Source organism: Mycobacterium sp. 852002-51961_SCH5331710, assembly GCF_001665535.1.
GTDB lineage: Bacteria > Actinomycetota > Actinomycetes > Mycobacteriales > Mycobacteriaceae > Mycobacterium.
Map to the genome: position 1 here is coordinate 88247 of NZ_LZSQ01000006.1, position 20764 is coordinate 109010.

Annotated in this window: 22 protein-coding genes and 4 tRNA genes; 15 read left to right on the forward strand and 11 right to left on the reverse strand. The window is 66.9% G+C overall.

The window, feature by feature from the left end:
* Window positions 1-44: 44 nt before the first annotated feature.
* The 6 genes from A5752_RS01335 to pstB all read left to right on the forward strand — a co-directional run bounded on the left by A5752_RS01335 (window position 45) and on the right by pstB (window position 5742).
* Entirely contained in the window at window positions 45-827 is a 783-nt protein-coding gene (locus A5752_RS01335) for a winged helix-turn-helix transcriptional regulator (RefSeq protein ID WP_067081003.1), read from the forward strand.
* On the forward strand, window positions 824-1717 hold the full coding sequence (gene mshD, locus A5752_RS01340) for a mycothiol synthase (protein WP_067080832.1): 894 nt from the start codon (window positions 824-826) through the stop codon (window positions 1715-1717). Before A5752_RS01335 ends, mshD begins: the two co-directional genes overlap by 4 nt.
* A 114-nt stretch (window positions 1718-1831) precedes the next feature.
* Window positions 1832-2953, forward strand: a complete 1122-nt coding sequence (pstS, locus tag A5752_RS01345; protein WP_082963689.1) for a phosphate ABC transporter substrate-binding protein PstS — start codon at window positions 1832-1834, stop codon at window positions 2951-2953.
* A gap of 48 nt (window positions 2954-3001) precedes the next feature.
* Complete coding sequence (pstC, locus tag A5752_RS01350) at window positions 3002-4045, forward strand: phosphate ABC transporter permease subunit PstC (protein WP_067080838.1); 1044 nt, start codon at window positions 3002-3004, stop codon at window positions 4043-4045.
* Window positions 4042-4956, forward strand: a complete 915-nt coding sequence (gene pstA / locus A5752_RS01355; protein ID WP_067080841.1) for a phosphate ABC transporter permease PstA — start codon at window positions 4042-4044, stop codon at window positions 4954-4956. Before pstC ends, pstA begins: the two co-directional genes overlap by 4 nt.
* A gap of 9 nt (window positions 4957-4965) precedes the next feature.
* Window positions 4966-5742 carry a phosphate ABC transporter ATP-binding protein PstB gene (pstB, locus tag A5752_RS01360; RefSeq protein WP_067080844.1) on the forward strand — a complete coding sequence of 259 codons (777 nt, stop codon included), beginning with the start codon at window positions 4966-4968 and terminating at the stop codon, window positions 5740-5742.
* Between the two features lie 114 nt (window positions 5743-5856).
* Here the strand turns inward: pstB and phoU are convergent, their stop codons facing one another.
* The 4 genes from phoU to A5752_RS01380 form a co-directional block, all read right to left on the reverse strand.
* On the reverse strand, window positions 5857-6525 hold the full coding sequence (gene phoU / locus A5752_RS01365) for a phosphate signaling complex protein PhoU (RefSeq protein WP_067080847.1): 669 nt from the start codon (window positions 6523-6525) through the stop codon (window positions 5857-5859).
* Between the two features lie 94 nt (window positions 6526-6619).
* A complete protein-coding gene (locus tag A5752_RS01370) occupies window positions 6620-8782 on the reverse strand; it encodes an LCP family protein (protein ID WP_067080850.1) in 2163 nt (720 codons plus the stop codon).
* A gap of 198 nt (window positions 8783-8980) precedes the next feature.
* Window positions 8981-10141, reverse strand: coding sequence for a tRNA dihydrouridine synthase DusB (gene dusB, locus A5752_RS01375; protein ID WP_082963690.1), 1161 nt, complete (start codon window positions 10139-10141; stop codon window positions 8981-8983).
* A complete protein-coding gene (locus A5752_RS01380) occupies window positions 10138-11136 on the reverse strand; it encodes an acyl-ACP desaturase (protein WP_067080869.1) in 999 nt (332 codons plus the stop codon). Before A5752_RS01380 ends, dusB begins: the two co-directional genes overlap by 4 nt.
* Window positions 11137-11393: 257 nt before the next feature.
* Here A5752_RS01380 and A5752_RS01385 point away from each other — a divergent pair, with 257 nt between their 5' ends.
* The 3 genes from A5752_RS01385 to A5752_RS01395 all read left to right on the forward strand — a co-directional run bounded on the left by A5752_RS01385 (window position 11394) and on the right by A5752_RS01395 (window position 12940).
* Window positions 11394-11807, forward strand: coding sequence for a PASTA domain-containing protein (locus A5752_RS01385; RefSeq protein WP_231983294.1), 414 nt, complete (start codon window positions 11394-11396; stop codon window positions 11805-11807).
* A gap of 115 nt (window positions 11808-11922) precedes the next feature.
* Window positions 11923-12348 carry a PASTA domain-containing protein gene (locus A5752_RS01390; RefSeq protein ID WP_231983295.1) on the forward strand — a complete coding sequence of 142 codons (426 nt, stop codon included), beginning with the start codon at window positions 11923-11925 and terminating at the stop codon, window positions 12346-12348.
* Between the two features lie 157 nt (window positions 12349-12505).
* Complete coding sequence (locus A5752_RS01395) at window positions 12506-12940, forward strand: PASTA domain-containing protein (RefSeq protein WP_156613506.1); 435 nt, start codon at window positions 12506-12508, stop codon at window positions 12938-12940.
* Window positions 12941-12946: 6 nt separating this feature from the next.
* Here the strand turns inward: A5752_RS01395 and A5752_RS01400 are convergent, their stop codons facing one another.
* Complete coding sequence (locus tag A5752_RS01400) at window positions 12947-13531, reverse strand: TetR/AcrR family transcriptional regulator (RefSeq protein ID WP_067080878.1); 585 nt, start codon at window positions 13529-13531, stop codon at window positions 12947-12949.
* A 68-nt stretch (window positions 13532-13599) separates the two neighbouring features.
* On the opposite strand from A5752_RS01400, the gene A5752_RS01405 reads away from it, so the two are divergent.
* Window positions 13600-14634 (forward strand): oxygenase MpaB family protein, encoded by a 1035-nt coding sequence (locus tag A5752_RS01405; RefSeq protein WP_067080881.1) that lies wholly within the window; start codon window positions 13600-13602, stop codon window positions 14632-14634.
* Between the two features lie 12 nt (window positions 14635-14646).
* Here A5752_RS01405 and A5752_RS01410 read toward each other — a convergent pair whose 3' ends face one another.
* Both A5752_RS01410 and A5752_RS01415 read right to left on the reverse strand, forming a co-directional pair.
* Window positions 14647-14979 (reverse strand): hypothetical protein, encoded by a 333-nt coding sequence (locus A5752_RS01410; protein ID WP_067080884.1) that lies wholly within the window; start codon window positions 14977-14979, stop codon window positions 14647-14649.
* An 18-nt stretch (window positions 14980-14997) separates the two neighbouring features.
* Window positions 14998-15070, reverse strand: a tRNA-Lys gene (locus A5752_RS01415).
* Window positions 15071-15191: 121 nt separating this feature from the next.
* Here A5752_RS01415 and A5752_RS01420 point away from each other — a divergent pair.
* The 3 genes from A5752_RS01420 (at window position 15192) to A5752_RS01430 (ending at window position 15494) form a co-directional block, all read left to right on the forward strand.
* Window positions 15192-15264 (forward strand) — tRNA-Glu (locus tag A5752_RS01420).
* 34 nt (window positions 15265-15298) lie between these two features.
* Window positions 15299-15375 (forward strand) — tRNA-Asp (locus A5752_RS01425).
* 42 nt (window positions 15376-15417) lie between these two features.
* A tRNA-Phe gene (locus A5752_RS01430) sits at window positions 15418-15494 on the forward strand.
* A gap of 95 nt (window positions 15495-15589) precedes the next feature.
* Here the strand turns inward: A5752_RS01430 and A5752_RS01435 are convergent.
* Complete coding sequence (locus A5752_RS01435; protein ID WP_067081012.1) at window positions 15590-16276, reverse strand: AmiS/UreI family transporter; 687 nt, start codon at window positions 16274-16276, stop codon at window positions 15590-15592.
* Entirely contained in the window at window positions 16276-17025 is a 750-nt protein-coding gene (locus A5752_RS01440) for a cysteine hydrolase family protein (RefSeq protein ID WP_067080887.1), read from the reverse strand. Before A5752_RS01440 ends, A5752_RS01435 begins: the two co-directional genes overlap by 1 nt.
* Window positions 17026-17283: 258 nt before the next feature.
* Between A5752_RS01440 and A5752_RS01445 the strand changes: the two genes are divergently transcribed.
* Window positions 17284-18663: a cytochrome P450 gene (locus A5752_RS01445; RefSeq protein ID WP_067080891.1), complete on the forward strand. Its 1380-nt coding sequence runs from the start codon at window positions 17284-17286 to the stop codon at window positions 18661-18663.
* Window positions 18660-19502, forward strand: coding sequence for an SDR family NAD(P)-dependent oxidoreductase (locus A5752_RS01450; protein WP_067080894.1), 843 nt, complete (start codon window positions 18660-18662; stop codon window positions 19500-19502). Before A5752_RS01445 ends, A5752_RS01450 begins: the two co-directional genes overlap by 4 nt.
* Here A5752_RS01450 and A5752_RS01455 read toward each other — a convergent pair.
* Together A5752_RS01455 and A5752_RS01460 are read right to left on the reverse strand one after the other, a co-directional pair.
* The gene (locus A5752_RS01455) at window positions 19499-20287 is read right to left on the reverse strand and encodes an MBL fold metallo-hydrolase (RefSeq protein ID WP_067080896.1); all 789 of its coding nucleotides are present in this window, start codon (window positions 20285-20287) and stop codon (window positions 19499-19501) included. The two genes, A5752_RS01450 and A5752_RS01455, sit on opposite strands and share 4 nt — an antisense overlap.
* Entirely contained in the window at window positions 20284-20742 is a 459-nt protein-coding gene (locus A5752_RS01460) for an ester cyclase (protein WP_067080899.1), read from the reverse strand. Before A5752_RS01460 ends, A5752_RS01455 begins: the two co-directional genes overlap by 4 nt.
* Window positions 20743-20764: the final 22 nt, after the last annotated feature.

Genomic DNA, 20764 nt, shown 5'->3' on the forward strand with positions numbered 1-20764 from the left:
ACAAAGATGTCCAGGCGTGGTCCCTATGGCTGTTGGAGGGCCAGTTGGATCTACTGCTATTGACAGTCGACCCACACCCTGAGTCTGTGCTGCCATCGTTGTCGCTGCTCGCTCACACCGTGCGGACCGCGCCGACCGAGGTCTCGTCCCTGCTGGAGGCCGGTAGTGCCGACGTCGCGATCGTCGACGCACGAACCGACCTGGCCGCGGCCCGCGGGCTGTGCAGGCTGCTGGGCACCACCGGAACCTCGGTCCCCGTGGTGGCCGTCGTCAACGAGGGCGGCCTGGTGGCCGTGAACGTCGAGTGGGGCCTCGATGAGATCCTGCTGCCCAGCACCGGGCCCGCCGAGATCGATGCGCGGCTGCGGCTGCTCGTCGGGCGCCGCGGCGGGGTGGCCAACCAGGAGAACGTCGGCAAGATCAGCCTCGGTGAACTGGTGATCGACGAGGGCACCTACACCGCGCGGCTTCGTGGCCGACCGCTGGACCTGACGTACAAGGAATTCGAGCTGCTCAAGTACCTCGCTCAGCACGCGGGCCGGGTGTTCACCCGCGCCCAGCTGCTCCAGGAGGTCTGGGGCTACGACTTCTTCGGCGGCACCCGCACCGTCGATGTGCACGTGCGACGGCTGCGCGCCAAGCTAGGCCCGGAGTACGAATCGCTGATCGGCACCGTGCGCAACGTCGGCTACAAGGCGGTCCGCCCGGCGCGCGGCCGCCCATCCGCCACGGACGCGGCGGCGGTGCCCGACGACATCGACAGCGCCGACTACGAGGCGCCGGACGGTATCGCCGAAGCGCTGGCCGACCCGCTGCGAAGTCCGTGACGGAACTCTCCTGGCGCACCGGACTGTCCGGCGACGAACAGCGTCGCATCCGTGAACTGATCGAAGCCGCCACGGCGGCTGACGGCGTCGCCCCGGTGGGCGAGCAGGTGCTGCGGGAACTGGCCCACGACCGCACCCGCCATTTGGTGGCCGATGAGGACGGGAACATCGTCGGCTATTTGAACCTCGCCGCGGACGAGGAGCCCGCCATGGCGGAAGCGGTGGTGCACCCGGGGTCCAGGCGGCGCGGGATCGGTGCGGCGCTGGTGCGCGAGGGCCTCGCCGAGGGCGGCGACGACGCCAGGGTGTGGGCGCACGGCAACCTGGAGGCGGCGCGGGCCACCGCGGCCTCGCTCGGGCTGACCGTCGTGCGTGAACTGCTGCAGATGCGACGTCCCCTCACCGAGCTGCCGCCGACCCCGGCGCCCGACGGCATCCGCGTCACCACCTATTCCGGTCCCGCCGACGACGCCGAGCTGCTGCGCGTCAACAACGCGGCCTTCGCCTGGCACCCCGAACAGGGTGGGTGGACCGACTCCGACATCGCCGAACGCCGGGGTGAGGCGTGGTTCGACCCCGACGGGCTGTTCCTCGCGGTCGACGAGGACACCCGTGAACTGCTCGGATTCCACTGGACGAAGGTCCACGGCCCCGATCTGGGCGAGGTCTACGTCGTAGGCGTCGATCCCGCGGCACAAGGTCGTGGGCTGGGCGGCCTGCTGACCTTGACCGGCCTGCACCACCTCGCCGAGCGGCTGGCGTCGAGCTCGGCGCCCGTCGTGATGCTGTACGTGGAGGCCGATAACGCCGCGGCGGTGAAGACGTACCGCAAGCTCGGTTTCGAGGTCGCCTCCGTCGACGCCGCCTACGCGCGGAGTGCCCAGAGCTGACTGGGAAATCGCGGTGAACCAACTGAACGTGTTCACCGGTCGTTCACCTGTCATCCGCGATCCGTTGACCAGCGCCGCATACGTTGCCAGGAGTTCAGGCGCTCCGATGCGAAAGTGGGATCAGTGAACCTCAACCTCGGCAAGTCGACGCTTCTGACCACGCTGTCAGTGGGCGCGATCGCGGTGCTGACGCTGTCCGGATGCGGCAGCGACAACAACGTCGCCGCACCGTCCGGCGACGGCGCGGCGTCCGCGGAATGTGGCGGTAAGAACTCCGTCACCGCCGAGGGTTCGACCGCCCAGCAGAACGCGATCGGCGAGTTCAACAAGGTCTGGGGCCAGCGCTGCCCGGGCAAGAACCTGTCGTACAACCCCACCGGTTCGGGTGCGGGCCGCGAGCAGTTCGTCGCCGGTCAGGTCGACTTCGCCGGATCCGACTCCGCGCTTTCGGGGCAACAGATTCAGCAGGCCGCACAGCGGTGCGAGGGCAATCCGGCGTGGAACCTGCCGCTGGTCTTCGGCCCGGTCGCCCTGGCCTACAACCTCGAGGGCGTCGACACGCTGGTGCTCAACGCCGACCTGCTCGCCAAGATCTACCAGGGGCAGATCACCAGATGGAACGACCCCGCGATCGCGGCGCTCAACACGGGCACCCAGCTTCCCGATCTCGCCATCACGCCGATCTATCGCTCGGACTCCTCGGGAACCACCGACAACTTCCAGAAATACCTCGCGGCCGCGGCGCCTCAGAGTTGGACCAAGGAAGCCGGCAGCGAATTCCAGGGCGGCGCTGGTGAAGGCGCGCAGAAGTCCGCAGGAGTCATCCAGGCCGTCCAGGCCACCGACGGTGCGATCGGCTATGTGGAGAAGGGTTTCGCCGATCAGGCCGGAATCCCGTTCGCCCAAATCGACAGCGGCGCAGGCGCGGTCGAGTTGACCGACGAGTCGGCCAAAAAGGCCATCGACGCCGCCGAATTCGCCGCTGCGGGCAACGACTTGGCGCTGAACCTGGATTCGTTGTACGGAACGAAGGAACCCGGTGCGTATCCGTTGGTGCTCGCCACCTACGAGATCGTCTGCTCCAAGGGCTATGACCCCCAGACCTCCGCCGCCGTCAAATCGTTTCTCACCATTGCCGCGAACGACGGCCAGCAGAACCTTTCGCCGGCGGGTTACGTGCCGCTCCCGGACCGCTTCAAGGAACGACTCCTGACCTCCGTCCAGGCGATTGCCTAGTTTCGTGGCGCGCCGGCGCGGATACGGTGAGGATGGGTCCTGGGACCGATGACCGATAGGCGCGAAGTGACAATCCCCAATCCGTCCGACGCGGGATCGGGTGAAGCGCTCGCTTACCCCTTTCCCGAGCCGACGCCGATCTCCACCGACCCGTCGAGGAACGCCAAAGAGCGTGTCGGCGACCGCATCTTCCGCGGGTTGGCGCAGGGTTCGGGTGCCTTCATCGTCGCCCTGATCGCGGCGATCGGGGCGTTTCTGCTGTGGCGCGCGATCCCGGCGCTGGCGCGCAACCAGGAGAACTTCTTCCTCTACGGCGGCACGTGGAAAACCACCGACACGTCGGCGATGCATTTCGGCATCCTCGACCTGCTGCAGGTGACCGTGTTCGTGTCGATCTTCGCGCTCATTCTGGCGATGCCTGTGGCGCTTGGCATCGCGATCTTTCTGACGCAATATGCGCCGCGACGGGTCGCCGGACCGCTGGGCTACATGGTGGACCTGCTGGCCGCCGTCCCGTCGATCATCTACGGCGTGTGGGGACTGTACGTCCTCGCCCCGGTACTGAAGCCGATTGCGTTGTGGCTGAACGAGAATCTCGGCTGGCTTTTCCTGTTCAAGACGGGAACGGCCTCGGTGTCGGGTGGCGGCACGATCTTCACCGCGGGAATCGTGCTTGCCGTCATGATCCTTCCGATCATCACCGCCGTCACCCGCGAGGTGTTCGTACAGACACCGCGAGGCCAGGTGGAGGCGGCACTCGCACTGGGCGCCACCCGCTGGGAGGTGGTGCGTACGACCGTGCTGCCGTTCGGAATGTCCGGCTACATCAGCGGCGCCATGCTCGGCCTCGGCCGTGCGCTGGGTGAGACGATCGCACTGCTGATCATCCTGCGGGGAACGCAGCAGGCGTTCGGATGGTCGCTGTTCGACGGCGGTTATACGTTCGCCAGCCTGATTGCCGCTACGGCAAGCGAATTCAACGACCAGTACAAGGCGGGCGCCTACATCGCGGCCGGCCTGGTGCTGTTCGTGCTGACGTTCGTGGTGAACTCGTTGGCGCGTGCCGCGGTGGCCGGGAAGGCGCAGAAATGACGTCGACGCTGGACCGCCCCGTCAAGGCGACCACCTTCCAAGGGGTGAGCCTTCGGCGCAAGGTGGCCGACAAACTCGCGACGGTTCTGGTCACGCTCAGCGTCCTCGTCGCGCTGGTGCCGTTGTTGTGGGTGCTGTACTCGGTGGTCGCCAAGGGATTTCAGGCCCTGACTTCGCCGCAGTGGTTCTGGCACTCACAAGCGGGTATGACAGCCTTTGCGGCCGGCGGCGGTGCGTACCACGCGATCGTGGGAACCCTGCTGCAGGGCCTGGTGTGTGCGGCGATCTCGATACCGATCGGGGTGTTCGTCGGGATCTACCTCGTCGAGTACGGCGGCGGAACGCGTTTCGGCAAGATCACGACGTTCATGGTCGACATCCTCACCGGCGTACCGTCGATCGTCGCGGCGCTGTTCATCTACGCCCTGTGGGTGGCGACGTTCGGCTTCCCACGGTCGGGCTTCGCGGTGTCGCTGGCCCTGGTGCTGCTGATGATCCCGGTCATCGTGCGCGCCACCGAGGAGATGCTGCGCATCGTCCCGATGGATCTGCGGGAGGCCAGCTATGCGCTCGGAGTGCCGAAGTGGAAAACCATTGTCCGCATTGTGATCCCGACGGCGCTGTCCGGCATCGTCACCGGGATCATGCTGGCGTTGGCCCGGGTCATGGGCGAGACGGCGCCGCTGCTGGTCCTGGTCGGCTACTCGCAGGCGATGAACTTCGACATGTTCGACGGCTTCATGGGTTCGCTGCCGGGCATGATGTACGACCAGACCTCGGCGGGTGCGGGCGCGAATCCCGTTCCCACCGACCGGCTGTGGGGCGCCGCACTGACCCTGATCCTGCTGATCGCCGTGCTCAACGTCGGGGCGCGGTTCCTCGCGAAGATCTTCGCCCCCAAGAAGGTTTAGGAGCTTTCGATGGCCAAGCGCTTGGATCTCAAGGACGTCAACATCTTCTACGGGGCGTTCCACGCCGTGGCCGATGTATCGCTGGCGGTTCCGCCCCGCAACGTGACCGCCTTCATCGGTCCGTCAGGCTGCGGGAAGTCCACGGTGCTGCGGACGCTCAACCGCATGCACGAGGTCATTCCGGGCGCGCGTGTCGAGGGTTCGGTGTTGCTCGACGGTGAAGACATCTACGGTGCGGGGGTCGACCCCGTCGGCGTGCGCAAGACCATCGGCATGGTCTTCCAGCGTCCGAATCCGTTCCCCACCATGTCGATTCGCGACAACGTGGTCGCCGGCCTCAAGCTGCAGGGTGTGCGCAACAAAAAGACGCTCGACGAGGTGGCCGAACGCTCGCTGCGCGGCGCCAACCTGTGGAAGGAGGTCAAGGACCGGCTGGACAAACCCGGCGGCGGCCTTTCCGGCGGTCAGCAACAGCGCCTCTGCATCGCCCGCGCGATCGCGGTACAACCCGACGTGCTGCTGATGGACGAGCCGTGCTCCGCGCTCGACCCGATCTCCACGCTGGCCATCGAGGACCTGATCGCAACCCTGAAGCAGGACTTCACGATCGTCATCGTCACCCACAACATGCAGCAGGCCGCGCGGGTCAGCGATCAGACCGCGTTCTTCAACCTCGAGGCGACGGGAAAACCCGGTCGGCTCATCGAGATCGACGACACCGAGAAAATCTTCTCCAACCCGTCTCAGAAGGCCACAGAGGACTACATCTCCGGCCGATTTGGCTGAGGCTTTCACTCGCGAGCAGACGCGAAACTGCCCCTTTTCGCGGAAAAAGAGGCAGTTTCGCGTCTGCTCGCGCTGGGTCAGCGCCGCGTCGGGGATGTCCGGGTCAGCGCTGGGTCAGCGCGGCGCGGGGATGTCCTCCTCGGCGGGATGCTTACCGGTGACCTGGAAGATCACCCGGCGAGCGACCTCGACCGCATGGTCGGCAAAGCGTTCGTAGAACCGGCCGAGCAGCGTCACGTCGACCGCGGCGGCCACGCCGTGCTTCCACTCGCGGTCCATCAGGACGGTGAACAGGTGCCGATGCAGATCGTCCATCGCGTCGTCTTCTTCGCCGATCCTGGCGGCCTGCTCGGGATCTCGGGTCACCAGCACCTCCTGCGCGCTGTTACCGAGCTCCACTGCGAGACGGCCCATTTCGGCGAAGTATCCGTTCACCTCTTCGGGAAGCGCGTGCTGCGGATGGCGGCGTCGCGCGATCTTGGCGACGTGCAGCGCAAGCGCGCCCATCCTGTCGACGTCGGCGACGATCTGGATCGAACCGACGATCGCCCGCAGGTCGCCCGCCACCGGCGCCTGCAGCGCGAGCAGGACAAACGCCGCCTCCTCGGCCCTGGCGCTCATCGCGGCGATCTGTTCGTGGTCGGTGATGACCTGTTCGGCCAACACCAGATCGGCCTGCAGCAGGGCCTGGGTCGCTCGCTCCATCGCCGCGCCGGCCAGCCCGCACATCTCGCCGAGCTGGTTGGTCAAGGCCTCCAGCTGCTCGTGGTACGCAGTACGCATACTTCCACCCTACGGGCATCGTCACCGAAAGGGCATGAAGCGAGCGGTGAACGAAAGGTGAACCTCACCTGCCCAAACGCTGCGCTCGGCGCGTCTACTCGCAGGTGACGTCGGCGGCGTTGGTCACCGACAGATCCTCCGGGAGTTCGGTCGGCGTGCTCTTGGTGCCGCGCACGACGTGCACCTGGACCGGGGAACCGCTCGGCTCAGGAGGCGTCACGTTGTGGAAGTCGCTGCCCAAGACGACGCGGACGGTGTCGCCCATGCCCGAGATGCGCTCGATCTTGGCGTTGGCGAAGGAGGAGGCCACCGTCGCGGCCGCCTCTTCGTTGCCGGGCGAGAAGAACACCGTCGTCGAATCGAGCGGGCCCGGGTAATCATCGGGCGACGTGACGTTGAAGCCGTGGGTCTGCAGTTCGCTGGCCGCGGTCGCGGCGAGACCGTCCTCACCGGTGGAGTTCGAGACCTGGACCGTGATGTCGGCGGGGTCGGTGGTGATCGCGTCCACGAGCTCACCCGAGGGTGCCGAATCGTGGGTCGGCGCGGCCGACTCGGGCTCGGCGTTGGTCGACGACTCGGGTGTGCCGGGCACGGGGGTGTTGTCGGCGTTCTTCTCCTCGGGCAGCGGATCGTCGTTGATGATCGCGTCGAAGATCGCCCGGGTGTCGTCCTCGCGGAGGTGCTCGTTGCCGTACTCGTCCATGTAGCCCGTCGTCGGCACCGTCAGGAATGTGATCCGTCCCGCCGCGATGCCCTGGACCGACTGACCCAACGTCACCAGATCCTTGGTGTCCATGTTGTCGACGTAGCTGTCGTTGATGAACATGTTGACCACGTTGTTGAGCTTCGACAGCGAGAAGAAGACCTCCTTGGAGATCATCGACCGCAGCAGCGACGACAAGAACAGCTGCTGGCGCTTGATGCGGCCGTAGTCGCCGTTGGTCTCGGTGGTCACCTGACGGGCGCGCACATACTGAAGTGCGGTGTGCCCGTCGACGATCTGGCGGCCAGCCTGGGGCAGCACCGTGCCGAGTTCGTAATCCTCCAGCGGTGTGGTGCTGCACACCTCGACGCCGCCGAGGGCATCGACCATTTTCGAGAAACCGGCGAAATCGACTGCCATGAACCGGTTTATCGACAGCCCGGACATCTTCTGGATGACCTTGACCAGGCACTTGGGGCCGCCGACCGCGTAGGCCGAGTTCAGCTTGTACTCGGTGTAGACCTCGTCGGCGCCGTACATCGGCGAATCGGGATCGGTGATCGGGCCGTAGTTGCCGGTCTGCGGGTCCCACGGTTCGCACTTCATCGGCTCGATGGCGAGGTCACGCGGAAACGACACGGCGACAACGCGTTCGCGGTTCGCGGGGATGTTGACCAGCATCACTGTGTCCGACCGCGCGCCCGCGGCGTCGTCGGTGGTGCCCGCGCCCATGTCGCTGTTCTCGCCGATGCGGCTGTCGACGCCGACGATCAGGAAGTTCTCGTCACCGAACTGCGCGTTGGGGTCGAGGATGTCGCGGGAATCGGGGTCCAGCGCCGAGATCCGGTTCAGCATGTTGTTCTTGGCCGACTGCCACTGCCAGGCCCCGCCGGTCAGTGCGAGCGCCAACACGGCGATCAACGCCGCGACCGCGCGCCCGGCGATCAGCGTTCTGCGCCGACGGCGCCGTGAGGGGGCAGCCTTGCGCACGGCCGTCGAGTGTGCGGCGGGCACTCGGCTCGGCCTGCGAATGAGCGCGAGGTCGGGCAGCTCCGCATCGGCGTGCGCGACCGGCAGCACCTCGGTGTCGAAGTCGTTGGCCGCGCTGCCGGCGGGGATCTCCGGCTCGTCCGGGAACTCTGGTTCGTCGAACGCCGCGTCGTCAGGAACCGCCGGCTCGTCGGAGAACGGTGGTTCGTCCGGCACCGGTGGTTCGTCCGGCACCGCCGCGATGATCTCCGTGGGCGGCGCGGGCGGCTCCGGCTCTGCGGGCTCGGGCTCGCGGCGGCGCCGTCGACGCGGCTGCGGGGGCACCGCGGTGTCGCCGTGCAGTTTGGCGATCAGGTCGGCGACGGTGACGCCGTCGGTGTGGTTACCGGTTGGCTCGGCCTCCGCCGGGTCCGACGGCTCGGGTTCGGCGGATCGGCGAGGGAACTCCGCACGCTCCCACGGCGCCGCTCCCGGCGCACGGCGCTGGCTGCGGGTCAGCCAGCGGTTGTCGTCCCCACCTGCGGGGTCGGAAGGGCCAGGAGTGGCGTTATCGCCGTCACTCATGTTCCTACCGGCCTCCGACTCTCAACACGTGCAGCTCAGGGGCGAACACGGCGCCGCGCGCCATTGCTACGGCACCTCGGTGACTCCGCGACGGGAGCGCATTGCAAACGAGACTCATATCGTACTGAGACATCCTGAGAGATGTGATGTCAGAGTCGTCTCAGGACGGAGACGACTGGGAGACGGCTGATAGACGGCCTAACCTCCGGAGTGCATGACCTCGGCACCCGCCGGCACCGTGCAGTCGTCCGGGTCGGCCAACCAGGCCTCCGGCAGCGCGACCGACGCCGCCGAGCCCTGGCGGCCACGCGGACCCGTTGCGGCCTCGGGAAACGGTACATCCGCGTCGAGCCTGCCGAGCAGCTCCTCGAGCTCGGTGAGGGACTTGACCAGCGCTAACGACCGCCGCAAGTCGGCGCCGGCGGGGAATCCGTGCAGATACCAGGCCACGTGCTTGCGGATGTCGCGCATGCCCTTGTCCTCGCCGAAATGCGCGGCCAGCAGCTCGCCGTGGCGCAGGATGATCGACGCCACCTCGCCGAGCGTGGGCGGCTCCGGCGCGGGGCTCCCGGTGAACGCCGCCGACAGTTCGGCGAACAACCAAGGTCGGCCGAGGCAGCCGCGGCCGATGACCACGCCGTCGCACCCGGTGGCCGACATCATCGCCAACGCATCGGAGGCTTCGAAAATGTCACCGTTGCCCAGCACGGGCACGTTCGTCACATGCGCCTTGAGCGCCGCGATCTGCTCCCAGTCGGCCGTGCCGGAGTAGCGCTGGGCCGCGGTCCGGGCGTGCAGGGCGACGGCCGCGGCGCCTTCCTCGGCGGCGATCCGGCCGGCGTCGAGGTGGGTGCGGTGCTCGTCATCGATGCCGATGCGGAACTTCACCGTCACGGGGATGTCCGTGCCCTCGGTGGCCCGTACCGCCGCGGCGACGATCTGGCCGAACAATCGGCGCTTGTACGGCAGAGCAGCGCCCCCGCCGCGCCGCGTCACCTTGGGCACTGGGCAGCCGAAGTTCATGTCGATGTGGTCGGCGAGCCCCTCGTCGACGATCATCTTCGCCGCGGCATAGGTGTTCTGTGGATCGACCGAGTACAGCTGTAGCGAGCGCGGGTTCTCGTCGGGCGCGAACGTCACCATGTGCATGGTCCCCGGATGACGCTCCACGAGCGCCCGCGCGGTGACCATCTCGCAGACGTAGAGCCCGCTGACCGTGCCCGCCCGCGCCATCTCGAGTTCGCGGCACAGGGTGCGGAACGCGACGTTGGTCACGCCGGCCATCGGCGCCAGTACGACGGGGCTGCGGAGCCGTATCGGGCCGATCAGCAGCTCGCGCCTGTCGGCCAGAACCGTCATGACGTCGAGGAGGCCAAGACCTTCTTCGCGGAAGCCTTCTCGGCCTTGCGCGCCTCGCGCTCGAGGCGACGCTGCTTGGATTCCTCGAACTTCTGCGAGGCCTCCTCGAGCTCCTCGACCAGCACGCCGAGGTCGTCGCGCATGCGCGCGGCCTCGCCGGTGAAGTCTTCGCGTTCGAAGATCCGCCACTTCTTCAGCACCGGCATCACCACGTCATCGAGGTGGATCCGGGGATCGTAGACGCCGCCGACGGCGATGATCACGGCCTTGCGGCGGAACTCCGGAACCGTGTACCCGGGCATCTTGAAGTTGCGCAGCACGCGGTGCAGCGAGTGCATCGCCTGGTCGGGCGCGATCTCGAAGCCGGCCTCGCTGACGTCGCGGTAGAAGATCATGTGCAGGTTCTCATCGGCCGAGACCCGCGCGAGCAGCTGGTCGGCGATGGTCTCGTTGCACGCCTTACCCGTGTTGCGGTGCGAAACGCGGGTGGCCAGCTCCTGGAAGGTCACGTAGATGACCGAGTCGAAGAGGCTCTCGGCGAAAAGGTCGCCCTGCTGGTTCTGGCCGGGCGAGAAACCGCGGGTGACCTGCTCGATGCGCAGCTGCTCGAGCTGAACGGGATCGACCGCACGGGTCACGACGAGGTAGTCGCGCAGCGCGATGCCATGCCGGTTCTCCTCGGCGGTCCACCGGTTGACCCACTGGCCCCACGCGCCGTCCATGCCCATGTTCATCGCGATCTCGCGGTGATAGGACGGCAGGTTGTCCTCGGTCAGCAGGTTCTGGATCATCGCCACCTGCGCGACCTCGGAAAGCTGCGACTGCTCGGGATGCCAGTCCTCGCCGCCCAGCGCGTAGTAGTTCTTGCCGTCCGACCACGGAATGTAGTCGTGCGGGTTCCAGTCCTTGCGCATCGTCAGGTGCCGGTTGAGGTACTTCTCAACGACAGGCTCGAGCTCATGCAGCAGATGTAGGTCAGTCAAGTTCTCGTGCATTGATCCTTACTCCTTCTCGCGTGCGAGAGCCCCACCCAGTTAGATATCTGTACCCGTTGGTTGCACTCAATATATCTGTGTACCCCGGTGACATTCAAGTTCCGGCAACCGTGTCACAACCGCCCCATCAGACGCACCTGTCGTTGTAGTATCCCGTCGGGCAAACTCCCACGCCCGGAATTCGGCATCACTGGAGACTCGGAGGACGGGCGTTGTGCACGTTTCGCCATTTATCGGTAGGCGCAACCGCCGCGGCGGTGGCTGCGGGTGCCGCGCTCATCGGCGCGGGTCAGGCGGGCGCCGTCCCCGACGTTGTCGACCGCCCTTATAAAGACGCCAAGAGAATCATCGAGCAATACGGCGGTAACGCCGTTGTCGCGACTCGGGTGGGCAGCAGCGCCGACGAAGGTGACTGCCTGGTGACGAACGCATGGGATGCGGCGGTGCGCCGGCCCAACTCACGTGGTCGCCCGATCGCCAACAGCGATGTGATGGTCGCGCTGAATTGCAACGGCGCGCTGGCCGCGCCCGGGGTGCCGGGCAACTCGGCGATGAGCCCGGTGGGGCGCGACGCCAAGGCCGAACAGCAACGCCGAGAGGCCAAGGCCGCCCGCGAAGCGGCCACTCTGGAGGAGCAGGAGCTGACCGCTCCTGTGACGCCGGACAACTGAGCTTTCGGCGCCCAGACCTTCGCGCCTTCTTCCGGTGGCGGTGTATATCGAACCGCAATAGACTGCGGCCAGCGTTTACACGGCGGTCATCGCCCGGACACGGAGGTTGGGGCACGTGAAGAAGGTCATCACGATCGGCTGCATGTCGGCGATGAGCGTCGCGGCGGCGTCGGCCGTCCTCCTGGGTTCGGGCGCCGCCTCCGCCGCTCCGAGTGTTGTGGGAATGAAGTACTCCGACGCCCAGGAGCAGATCGAGAACGCCGGGGGCAAGGCGGTTGTCGCCTCTCGGGTCGGCGACAAGCTCGACCTCGGCGACTGCATCGTCACCAACATCTGGGACTCGTCCTTCCTACGCATCGATCAGGCCGACTCGAGTGAGATGTCCGTCGCGCTGAACTGCGCCGGCGAGTACGCGACCGCCACCAATCCCGGTGCGTCGGTTGCCAATCCGCTCGGGCGTGCGGCCAAGTCCAAGGCCGAAGAGGAAGCCGCGACCGAGGAACAGCAAGAACTGGAAAGCCCGGTCACGCCCGACGAGTAACGCAGTCTTCACAACCCGCAACGTTTTTCACTCGGCGTCAACGCCGCGGCCTCGCTGCGTTCACATCACCCCGTGAGGGTTGCCTGGAATCCGCACCGGGGGTGGACGGCCGCACGCCGCACCCGCCCCGGAGCACACTCACGGAGGCGAGCAGAGCATGCGAATGCGAGTGTTGGGGGTCGGCATTGCGGTGTCGACGATGCTGTTGAGCGCGGCGCTGTTGACTACAGCGCTGTTGACTACCCCGAAGGCGACGGCCGCTCCCGACGTCGTCGGACAGACGTACTCCGATGCGGCGTCGGCCATCGAGGAGGAGGGTGGCACGGCGGTGGTGGCCGCCCGAGTGGGGGACAAGCTCGACCAGGGCGACTGCATCGTCACCAACGCCTGGGACGCGTCGTTTCTGCGCATCGACGCCTCCGGCAGCCAGGTCCATCTCGCGCTGAACTGTGCGGGCGGTTACGCGACGGCGACCAATCCCGGTGCGTCGGTTGCCAATCCGCTCGGCCGTGCGGCCAAGTCGAAGGCCGAAGAGGAAGCCGAGAACCAGGAACTCGAAGAGCTGGAAGCGCCGGTCACGCCCGACGAGTAGGGCCGTCTAGTAGCTCGAGACCCGGCCGAGCAGCATCTCGACGCAGTAGTCGATGAAGTGCTCGCGCGTCACGGTCAGCCTGCCCTCGAGGTAAGCGATGAACAACGCGGTCAGGGCGCCGATCAAGCCGGTGGCCGCCATCGCCGCCCGATCCGGATCGGTGACGCGGGTGAGCTTGCGGTGCAGCAACTCAATGAAGCTGGGCATCCATTCGGCGCCCGAGCGCGTCAGCACCGGCTCGCTGGTCGGCGCGAGCAGCAAGACCCTGCCCCGCGTCGGGTCGTCGACCATCAGGGCCACGAATCGTTCGACCGCGTCGCGTGGTGTCTGCGCAGAAGACAGCGTCTCCATCGCTTTGGCGCACACGTCGTCGTAGACCGCGCGGACGAACTCGTCGCGATCGGCGAAGCTTTCGTAGAAGTAGCGCTCGGTCAACCCGGCCGCCCGGCAAACGGCGCGGACGGTGAGAGACGGGCCCCCGGCGGCGCCGAGAAGCCCTACACCCGCGGCGATGAGTTCGTCGCGGCGGAGCACCTGACGGTCTTGCAGCGGCACGCCGGACCATCGGCCCCGTCTTTGACCTGACGGCACAACCCTCCTAAGCTCGGCATGACAACGCCCGTAGTCAGAATCTGATCCAGCCGGACGGAAGTACACCAGTGACTCAAGATACGTCGGAATCATGCCCCGTGTCCTGGGAGCACCACGCGCCCGCCGGGCAGGCGATGGGGTCCGGAATGGCTGCCGGCTGTCCGGTGACGTCCGGCGGATACGATGCGCCGCCCCTGCCGCTTGGGCCCGACTCGCTGACGTGGAGGTACTTCGGCCAGTGGACCGGCCTGTTCCAGGGCACGTGGGCCGGATCGATGCAGAACATGCACCCGCAACTGGGTGCCGCCGTCAAGGAGCACTCGATCTTCTTCATGGAGCGCATCCCGCGGCTGCTGCGCTCGATCTACCCCATCGGCGGGGTGGTCTTCGATGGTGAGCGCGCACCGAAGACGGGTGCGGAGGTGCGTGATTACCACATCGGCATCAAGGGCACCGACGAGCGCGGCCGGCGATACAGCGCGCTGAATCCCGACGTCTTCTACTGGGCCCACGCGACCTTCTTCAAGTCGACCCTGCTGGCGGCCGAGAAGTTCGGCGGCGGGCTGACCGGGGACCAGAAGCGCCAGCTGTTCGACGAGCACATCACTTGGTACCGGATGTACGGGATGAGCATGCGTCCGGTGCCCAAGACGTGGGAGGAATTCCAGGAGTACTGGGATCACATGTGCCGCAACGTCTTGGAGAACAACTGGGCTGCCCGCGAGGTGATGGACCTTTCGACCATGCCCAAGCACCCCTCGCTGGAGTGGATCCCGGATCCGTTGTGGCGGTTGAACTTGAAGGTGATGCAGCGCTTCCTGACGTTCATGACCGTCGCGCTCTATGACCCGCCGGTGCGGGAGCTGATGGGCTACACCTGGTCACCGCGGCAGGAGTGGCTGCACAGGCGCTTCTGCGATGTCGTCACGTTCGCCACCAAGGTGTTGCCGAAGCGGTGGCTGATGCACCCGCGCAAGCGCTCGGCGATGGATCGCGCGACGGGTCGACTGCCCGCCGACGCGCCGCTGGTCGAGACGCCGGCACGCAACCTGCCGCCGGTCGAGTACCGCGGGCAGCCCCAGTTCTATTGCCCGCAGGTGTGATTCGACGTCCTATCACCGACACCAGGTGCGGTGATCGTCGCGCCGGAACCCGCGGCAGTCGGTCGCCTGTGCCTTGGGGAACACGACATAGGGCGGTTCACCCGAGCCGGTGAAGTAGTAGTAGTTGCGGTCGTCCTGACCGTAGACCCACCAGTCGCCCGAACCGTCGTTCATCTGGATGGGCGTGAAGCGCCACGGCGACGATTCCGCGGGAATGACATACGCCGGCTCCGTCACGGCGAACCAGGCATTGGACGCGATCGGCGTTGCGGCGATGACGACGACGCCCGCCGCGGCCACCAGTGCCGCCAGGATGGTGAGTACGCGGACACGGTGGCGTGTCATGGCGGGAACTTACCTCAGTGCCCCCACCAGGGCTCGAACCTGGGACCTGCGGATTAAAAGTCCGTAGCTCTACCAACTGAGCTATAGGGGCGCGCTGCACAGAATACTGGGTGCCGTTGGGCGACCTCGTTTGAGGATTCGGGTGCCGGTACCCTAAGCTACTGAAGCTCCCAACGTCATCGCGTTGCGAGTACCCCGGAGAGATTCGGCTGGCCCCCTTCGTCTAGCGGCCTAGGACGCCGCCCTTTCAAGGCGGTAGCGCGGGTTCGAATCCCGTAGGGGGTACACGCAGCGACCCGTACGATGGGACGCACAGCAAGGCCCTGTGGCGCAGTTGGTTAGCGCGCCGCCCTGTCACGGCGGAGGTCGCGGGTTCAAGTCCCGTCAGGGTCGCCATTGCGGCGAGGCATCTGGGTTACGCCCGACCGGTGCCTTCCGGGCCAGGTAGCTCAGTTGGTACGAGCGTCCGCCTGAAAAGCGGAAGGTCGCCGGTTCGATCCCGGCCCTGGCCACCAAGACGTCGTCGCGTTGACGCCCCTCTCCCCGCAGCACGCGACCGGCGGCTCCGGTTCCCCGAAGCCGCCGGTTTTCCGACATCACGCCGCCGCGCTCACACGGGTTGTGGCACGTTTACCTTCTCCTCGGCGGGCACGACCTCGACCGGGGCCGGACCGGCAGCCGGAACGGTTTCGTCCGTCCCCGCGGTCCGCCTCGCCAGGGCTGCCGACAGACCCGCAGCCAGCGCCAGAACGGCCAGCGCCGCGACACCGGCCACCGGCGAGTCCGTCCAGACCCCGTTCAACAGGAAGATCGCGGGCACCGTACATGTCGGGATCCCGAGCAGGATCAGCACCCAGCCCGTGAAGTGGCCGAGGTCGAAGGACCGAACTCGGGTGATCCCGAGGCCGAGCAACACGAAGAACAGCGTCCACATGGTCGCCCAGGTGGCCCAGATGACCGCGAAGACCGGGTCGGTGCCGATGTTCTTGACGGCGTAGACCGCCGCGATCGCGGCGACAAACACGCTGTACCAACCGAACCCCTGCGGCTCCAGATCGTAGATCTGGATGAGCCCGAACCACAGATAGGTGAATCCGAACAGCAGGCTCGGCCAGGTCCCGTTCACGATGCCGGCGTCGCCGCCCGCCTGGACCAGGATCAGCGTGGGCAGGATGACCTGCGCCGACCCGACGAAAAGGTTGAGCGGCGCGGCGCTTCTGGGCTTGACGACCCCGATGGAGACGAGGCCGTTGACGAACAGGACGACGCCGACGAGCAGCAAACCGACGTTTCCCATCAGCGGCTCACCCACTCCACGAACTGGTCCGACGTGATCACCGGCGCGAAGAAGTCGTTGATGCGCTGAAAGGCCGCCGGTTCCTGGTCGGGGCGCACGGCGCCGGTCGCGTCGCCGACGATAATCGGCAGCAACCCGTGGTCGCGCGCCGCCCGGGCGTTGCCCTCGATGCACCAGTCGAGGTGGATGCCGGTGATGACGACGACCTCGACCTTCTGCCGAATCAGCGCGCCCGGCAGGTCCGTGCCGACGAACGCGGTCTGCAGCGCCTTCTCGTAGAGCTCGTTGTCACCCGGCTCGACAAGGTCGCGCAACTCGTCGACAAGCGCGTTGTCCCAGGCGATCTGCTCGGGCGTCGCGTCGATGTGGCCGGTCCAGCTCTCGTACTGGACGCGGTCGAAGTCGGTCTGCGGATAGTCCTGCCGGAACACCGAGAAGCCGATCCAGTTGAACGACACGAAGTTCGGCGCCCTGCGTGCCGCCTTGACCGTCTTCACCGTGGCCTCGAGGCTTCCGCGCAACGCGTGGCCTTCGGCGTATTGCACGCCGCCCGGCTTGTAGAGCGAATTGGACTGGCTCACGGACAGGAAGGCGGCCGGCCGGCTCAGGATCTCGCGGAAGTCGAGCTTCTGCCACTGCTTGGCCAGTGGCGGGATGGAGCCGACGTTGGTCGGCGGGAATTGCGTGGGATCGAGTTCGACCGGCTCAAGGGGAGTCGGTCGCGACGGGGCGTTGATGGTGGCGGTCAATCTCGTGACTTTCTTCTCGGAGGACGGGCGTTTCGGGGCGGCGGTGAAATGTCCACGGGCGCCGGTGTTTACACGGAGGAAACGGATACGACCGAAGCGTCCCACGAGGTCAACGGCGGAGAGACACTTAGAATCGGCGCGAGTCCATCGTCTCCGGACCGGGACACGCGCGGGGAGTGTGCCGCCCGGCCACCCTTGTCTTCTGCGGTACCTGCGCGTACCGTACATCGGTACCTCGGTGTACCAGGAAGGCGGCGCATGGCCGAAGTGACGACCGACCCCGTGCGGCTCCCGCCCGGGCCCCGGCTGCCGAAGGCGGCGGTCGGGCTTGGATTCCTCGCCGGCCGGCACCGCGCCCTGACGGCGGTCGGCCGCAGGTACGGCGGCGCGTTCAGCGTTGAACTTCCCATCTTCGGCGATGCGATCGTGATCAGCGACCGGGACCTCATCAGGGAGTTGTTCACGACGAACGGCGACCTCGTGGCCCGGGCCTCGAACCTCGGTGCCGTGCTCGGACCCGGGTCGACCTTCAGCCTCGACGGCGCGGCGCACCGCGAACGCCGCAAGCTGCTCGTGCCACCGTTCCACGGCAAGCGGATGGCCGGATACGAGGCGATCGTCGAACAGGAGGTGATGCGCGAGATCGCCACGTGGCCCGAGGGCCGCGAGTTCGAGACGCTGCAGCCGATGATGCGCATCACCTTGAACGCGATCCTGCGCACCGTGTTCGGCGCGGAGGGCGGCGCATTGGACGAACTGCGCGACCTGCTGCCGCCAATGGTTCCACTGGCGTCGCGGCTGGCGGTGCTGCCCAAGGCCTTGCGGCGCGACCTCGGTCCGTGGAGCCCGTGGGGCCGCGTCCAGCGGTCGCGGCGACGCTACGACGACATCGTCGCCACCCTGATCGCCGAGGCGCGCGCGGACACCGCCCTCGCGGACCGCAGCGACATCCTGGCCCTGCTGTTGGCGGCCCGCTACGAGGACGGCTCGCCGATCGCCGACGCCCACATCGCCGACGAACTGCTCACCCTGCTGGCGGCCGGGCACGAGACGACGGCGACGACGCTGGCGTGGGCGATCGAGCGGTTGCGCAGGCATCCCCGACTGCTGTCACGGCTCACCGCTGAGATCGACGCCGGGGGAAGCGAGTTGACGCAGGCCACGGTGTGGGAGGTGCAACGGGTTCGCCCGGTGGTTGAGGCGACGATCCGAGTGACCCGCGCGCGGCTTCGATTGAGAGAGTGGGTCGTCCCGGAGGGGCACACCGTCATCGCCAGCATCGGGATGGCGCACCAGTCCCCGCGCCACTTCACCGATCCCGGCACGTTCAACCCCGACCGGTTCCTGGGAACTAACCCCGACACCTACACCTGGATCCCCTACGGTGGCGGAATTCGTCGCTGCATCGGCGCCGCGTTCGCGAACATGGAGTTGAACGTGACGCTGCGAACCCTGCTGCGGGAGTTCGAGTTCGGCACCACCACCGAGACGGGGGAGGGGCGTCACTCACGCGGGGTGGCCACCGCCCCCGCACGCGGTGGTCGCGCCGTCGTCTTCCGGCGGTCCCGAGCCCGCGACACAAGTGATACGCAACGGGCGATCGCCCCCGAGCGCTCGACAACGAAGGAGTCCGTGTGAGCAAGCAGCGCAGAGTCATCAGCGGCAGGACCGCGGTCATCACTGGAGCGGCATCCGGTATCGGACGCGCACTGGCGCAGCGGCTTTCGTCATACAGCTGCCCGGTGGCCATCGCCGACGTCAACGAACAGGGACTCAAGGAGACAGAGGCGTCGCTGCGGGGTCCGGCGCTGCTGCGGGTGCTCGATGTCAGCGATGCCGATGCACAGCGCGACTTCGCCGCCGAAGTGCGCGAGTGGGCGCCGCGGCCGATCGGAGCCGTGTTCAACAACGCCGGCGTAGCGCTCGGCTCCACCGTGCTCGACGCCGTTGTCGAGGACGACGACTGGTTGTGGAACATCAACTTCCACGGCGTGGTGAACGGCACCAGGGCCTTCCTGCCGATCCTCGTCGAACAGGACGAGGGCGTGATCGTCAACACCTCCAGCGTCTTCGGCCTCGTCGGCATGCCCGGCCAAAGCGCTTACTGTTCGGCGAAATTCGCTGTTCGCGGGTTCACCGACTCGTTACGCCAGGAGTTGCGGGGGACCGGTGTGTCCGCCGTCAACGTGCACCCCGGCGGTGTGAACACCAACATCGTGCGCAACGGGCGCTTCCGTGAGGAGCCGGGTGGACCGACCAAGGAACAGGTGGCCAAGGAGTTCGCCGCGATGACGCGAACCCAGCCCGACAAGGCCGCGGAGATCATTCACCGGGGTGTGGAGGCGGGCAAGGCCCGAATCCTCGTCGGACCGGACGCCTACATGTTCGACGCCCTCGCGCGGATCGCACCGTCGCGCTACTTCGACGCGCTCGAGCGCGTGGAGACCTTTCTGCGCAAGCGCGCCGCCAACAGCTAAGCGGTCTCCTGCGCATACTTCAGCAGACCCGGATCGTGCGCGCACAACAGCAACAGGTCGGGCTCGCCACGGCCATACAACTCGGTGAGCCGAGAATGGTTCTCGCGCACCTGTTTCAGGTCGAACGCGGCAACCTTCTCGAACGCGCCCAGCACCGGCGGAATCCGTGATGGGCCGCCGATGGTGTCGGGATGGTAGAAGGCGTCACCGCAGTGCAGAAGCCACCGGTGGCCCGCGTCGACCGCGACGCAGGCGTGCCCGCGGGTGTGGCCGGGCAGCGAGATCAGCGCAATGCCCGGAGACACCTCGGTCAGTTCCTTGGCCGCCGCGAACCCGCGCCACTTCTCGCCGTCGGCGGTGTGCTCGACGATCTTGGGTCCGTGTTCCCACTGGGCCGAGCGGAACCGGAAGCGTTCGGCCCGCGTGGGCGGATGCATCGCGCCGAGCACTTCGGCCGCGGTGCAGTGGATTTCGGCGTCGGGAAAATCGGAGAGTCCGCCGATGTGGTCGACGTCGAAATGCGTGACCACGATGTGGCGGACGTCCTCGCGGTGGAAACCCAACCGCTCCACCTGCCGGACCGCGGTCTCGTCTCGGTCGAAGAACGGCCGGAAGAAGCGACGGGTGGGGCCGGTCCGGCGCGCCGGTTCGTCGCAGTCCGCCAACCCGTACCCGCTGTCGACAAGCACGAGACCGTTGTCGGTCTCGATGAGCAGTACATGGCAGACGAGGACGGGCACACCCCATGGATGCATCGACCCGCAGTTGAGGTGGTGCACCTTCACGAAGCGCCTCCGGTGAGCAGCTCCGTGCGGCCGATCTGCGACACCAGGCTCGCGGAGTCGAAGTAGATGCGCTCGTTGACGATGCGGTCGTCGTCGAAGAAGAACACCGCGGCCACCGGCACCCGGAACGCCTTACCCGTTGGTGGCAATCCGTAGAACTCGCCGAGATTGGTTCCCAGCAAGTCGAATTCGACGATCACCGAGTCGTCCGCGACGTGGAACCGGACGTTGTCGTGACGCTGATCCGGGAACGCGGTGCGCGTGCTGCGGTAGTAGGCCATCACCTCGTCGTCGCCGTCGAAAACCTGGCCGGTGGCCATGATCTCGTAGTGGGGACGTCCGCCGGACTCGTTCTTGAAGGTCGCGAGGGTGGCGTCGAACTCCTTGGTGACCTCGGTGTCCATGTGCACACGGATCACGTCGAGTCGGCGTTGGCGCAGCGCGTCGGTGATCATGCACGCACTGTACGGCCGCTTG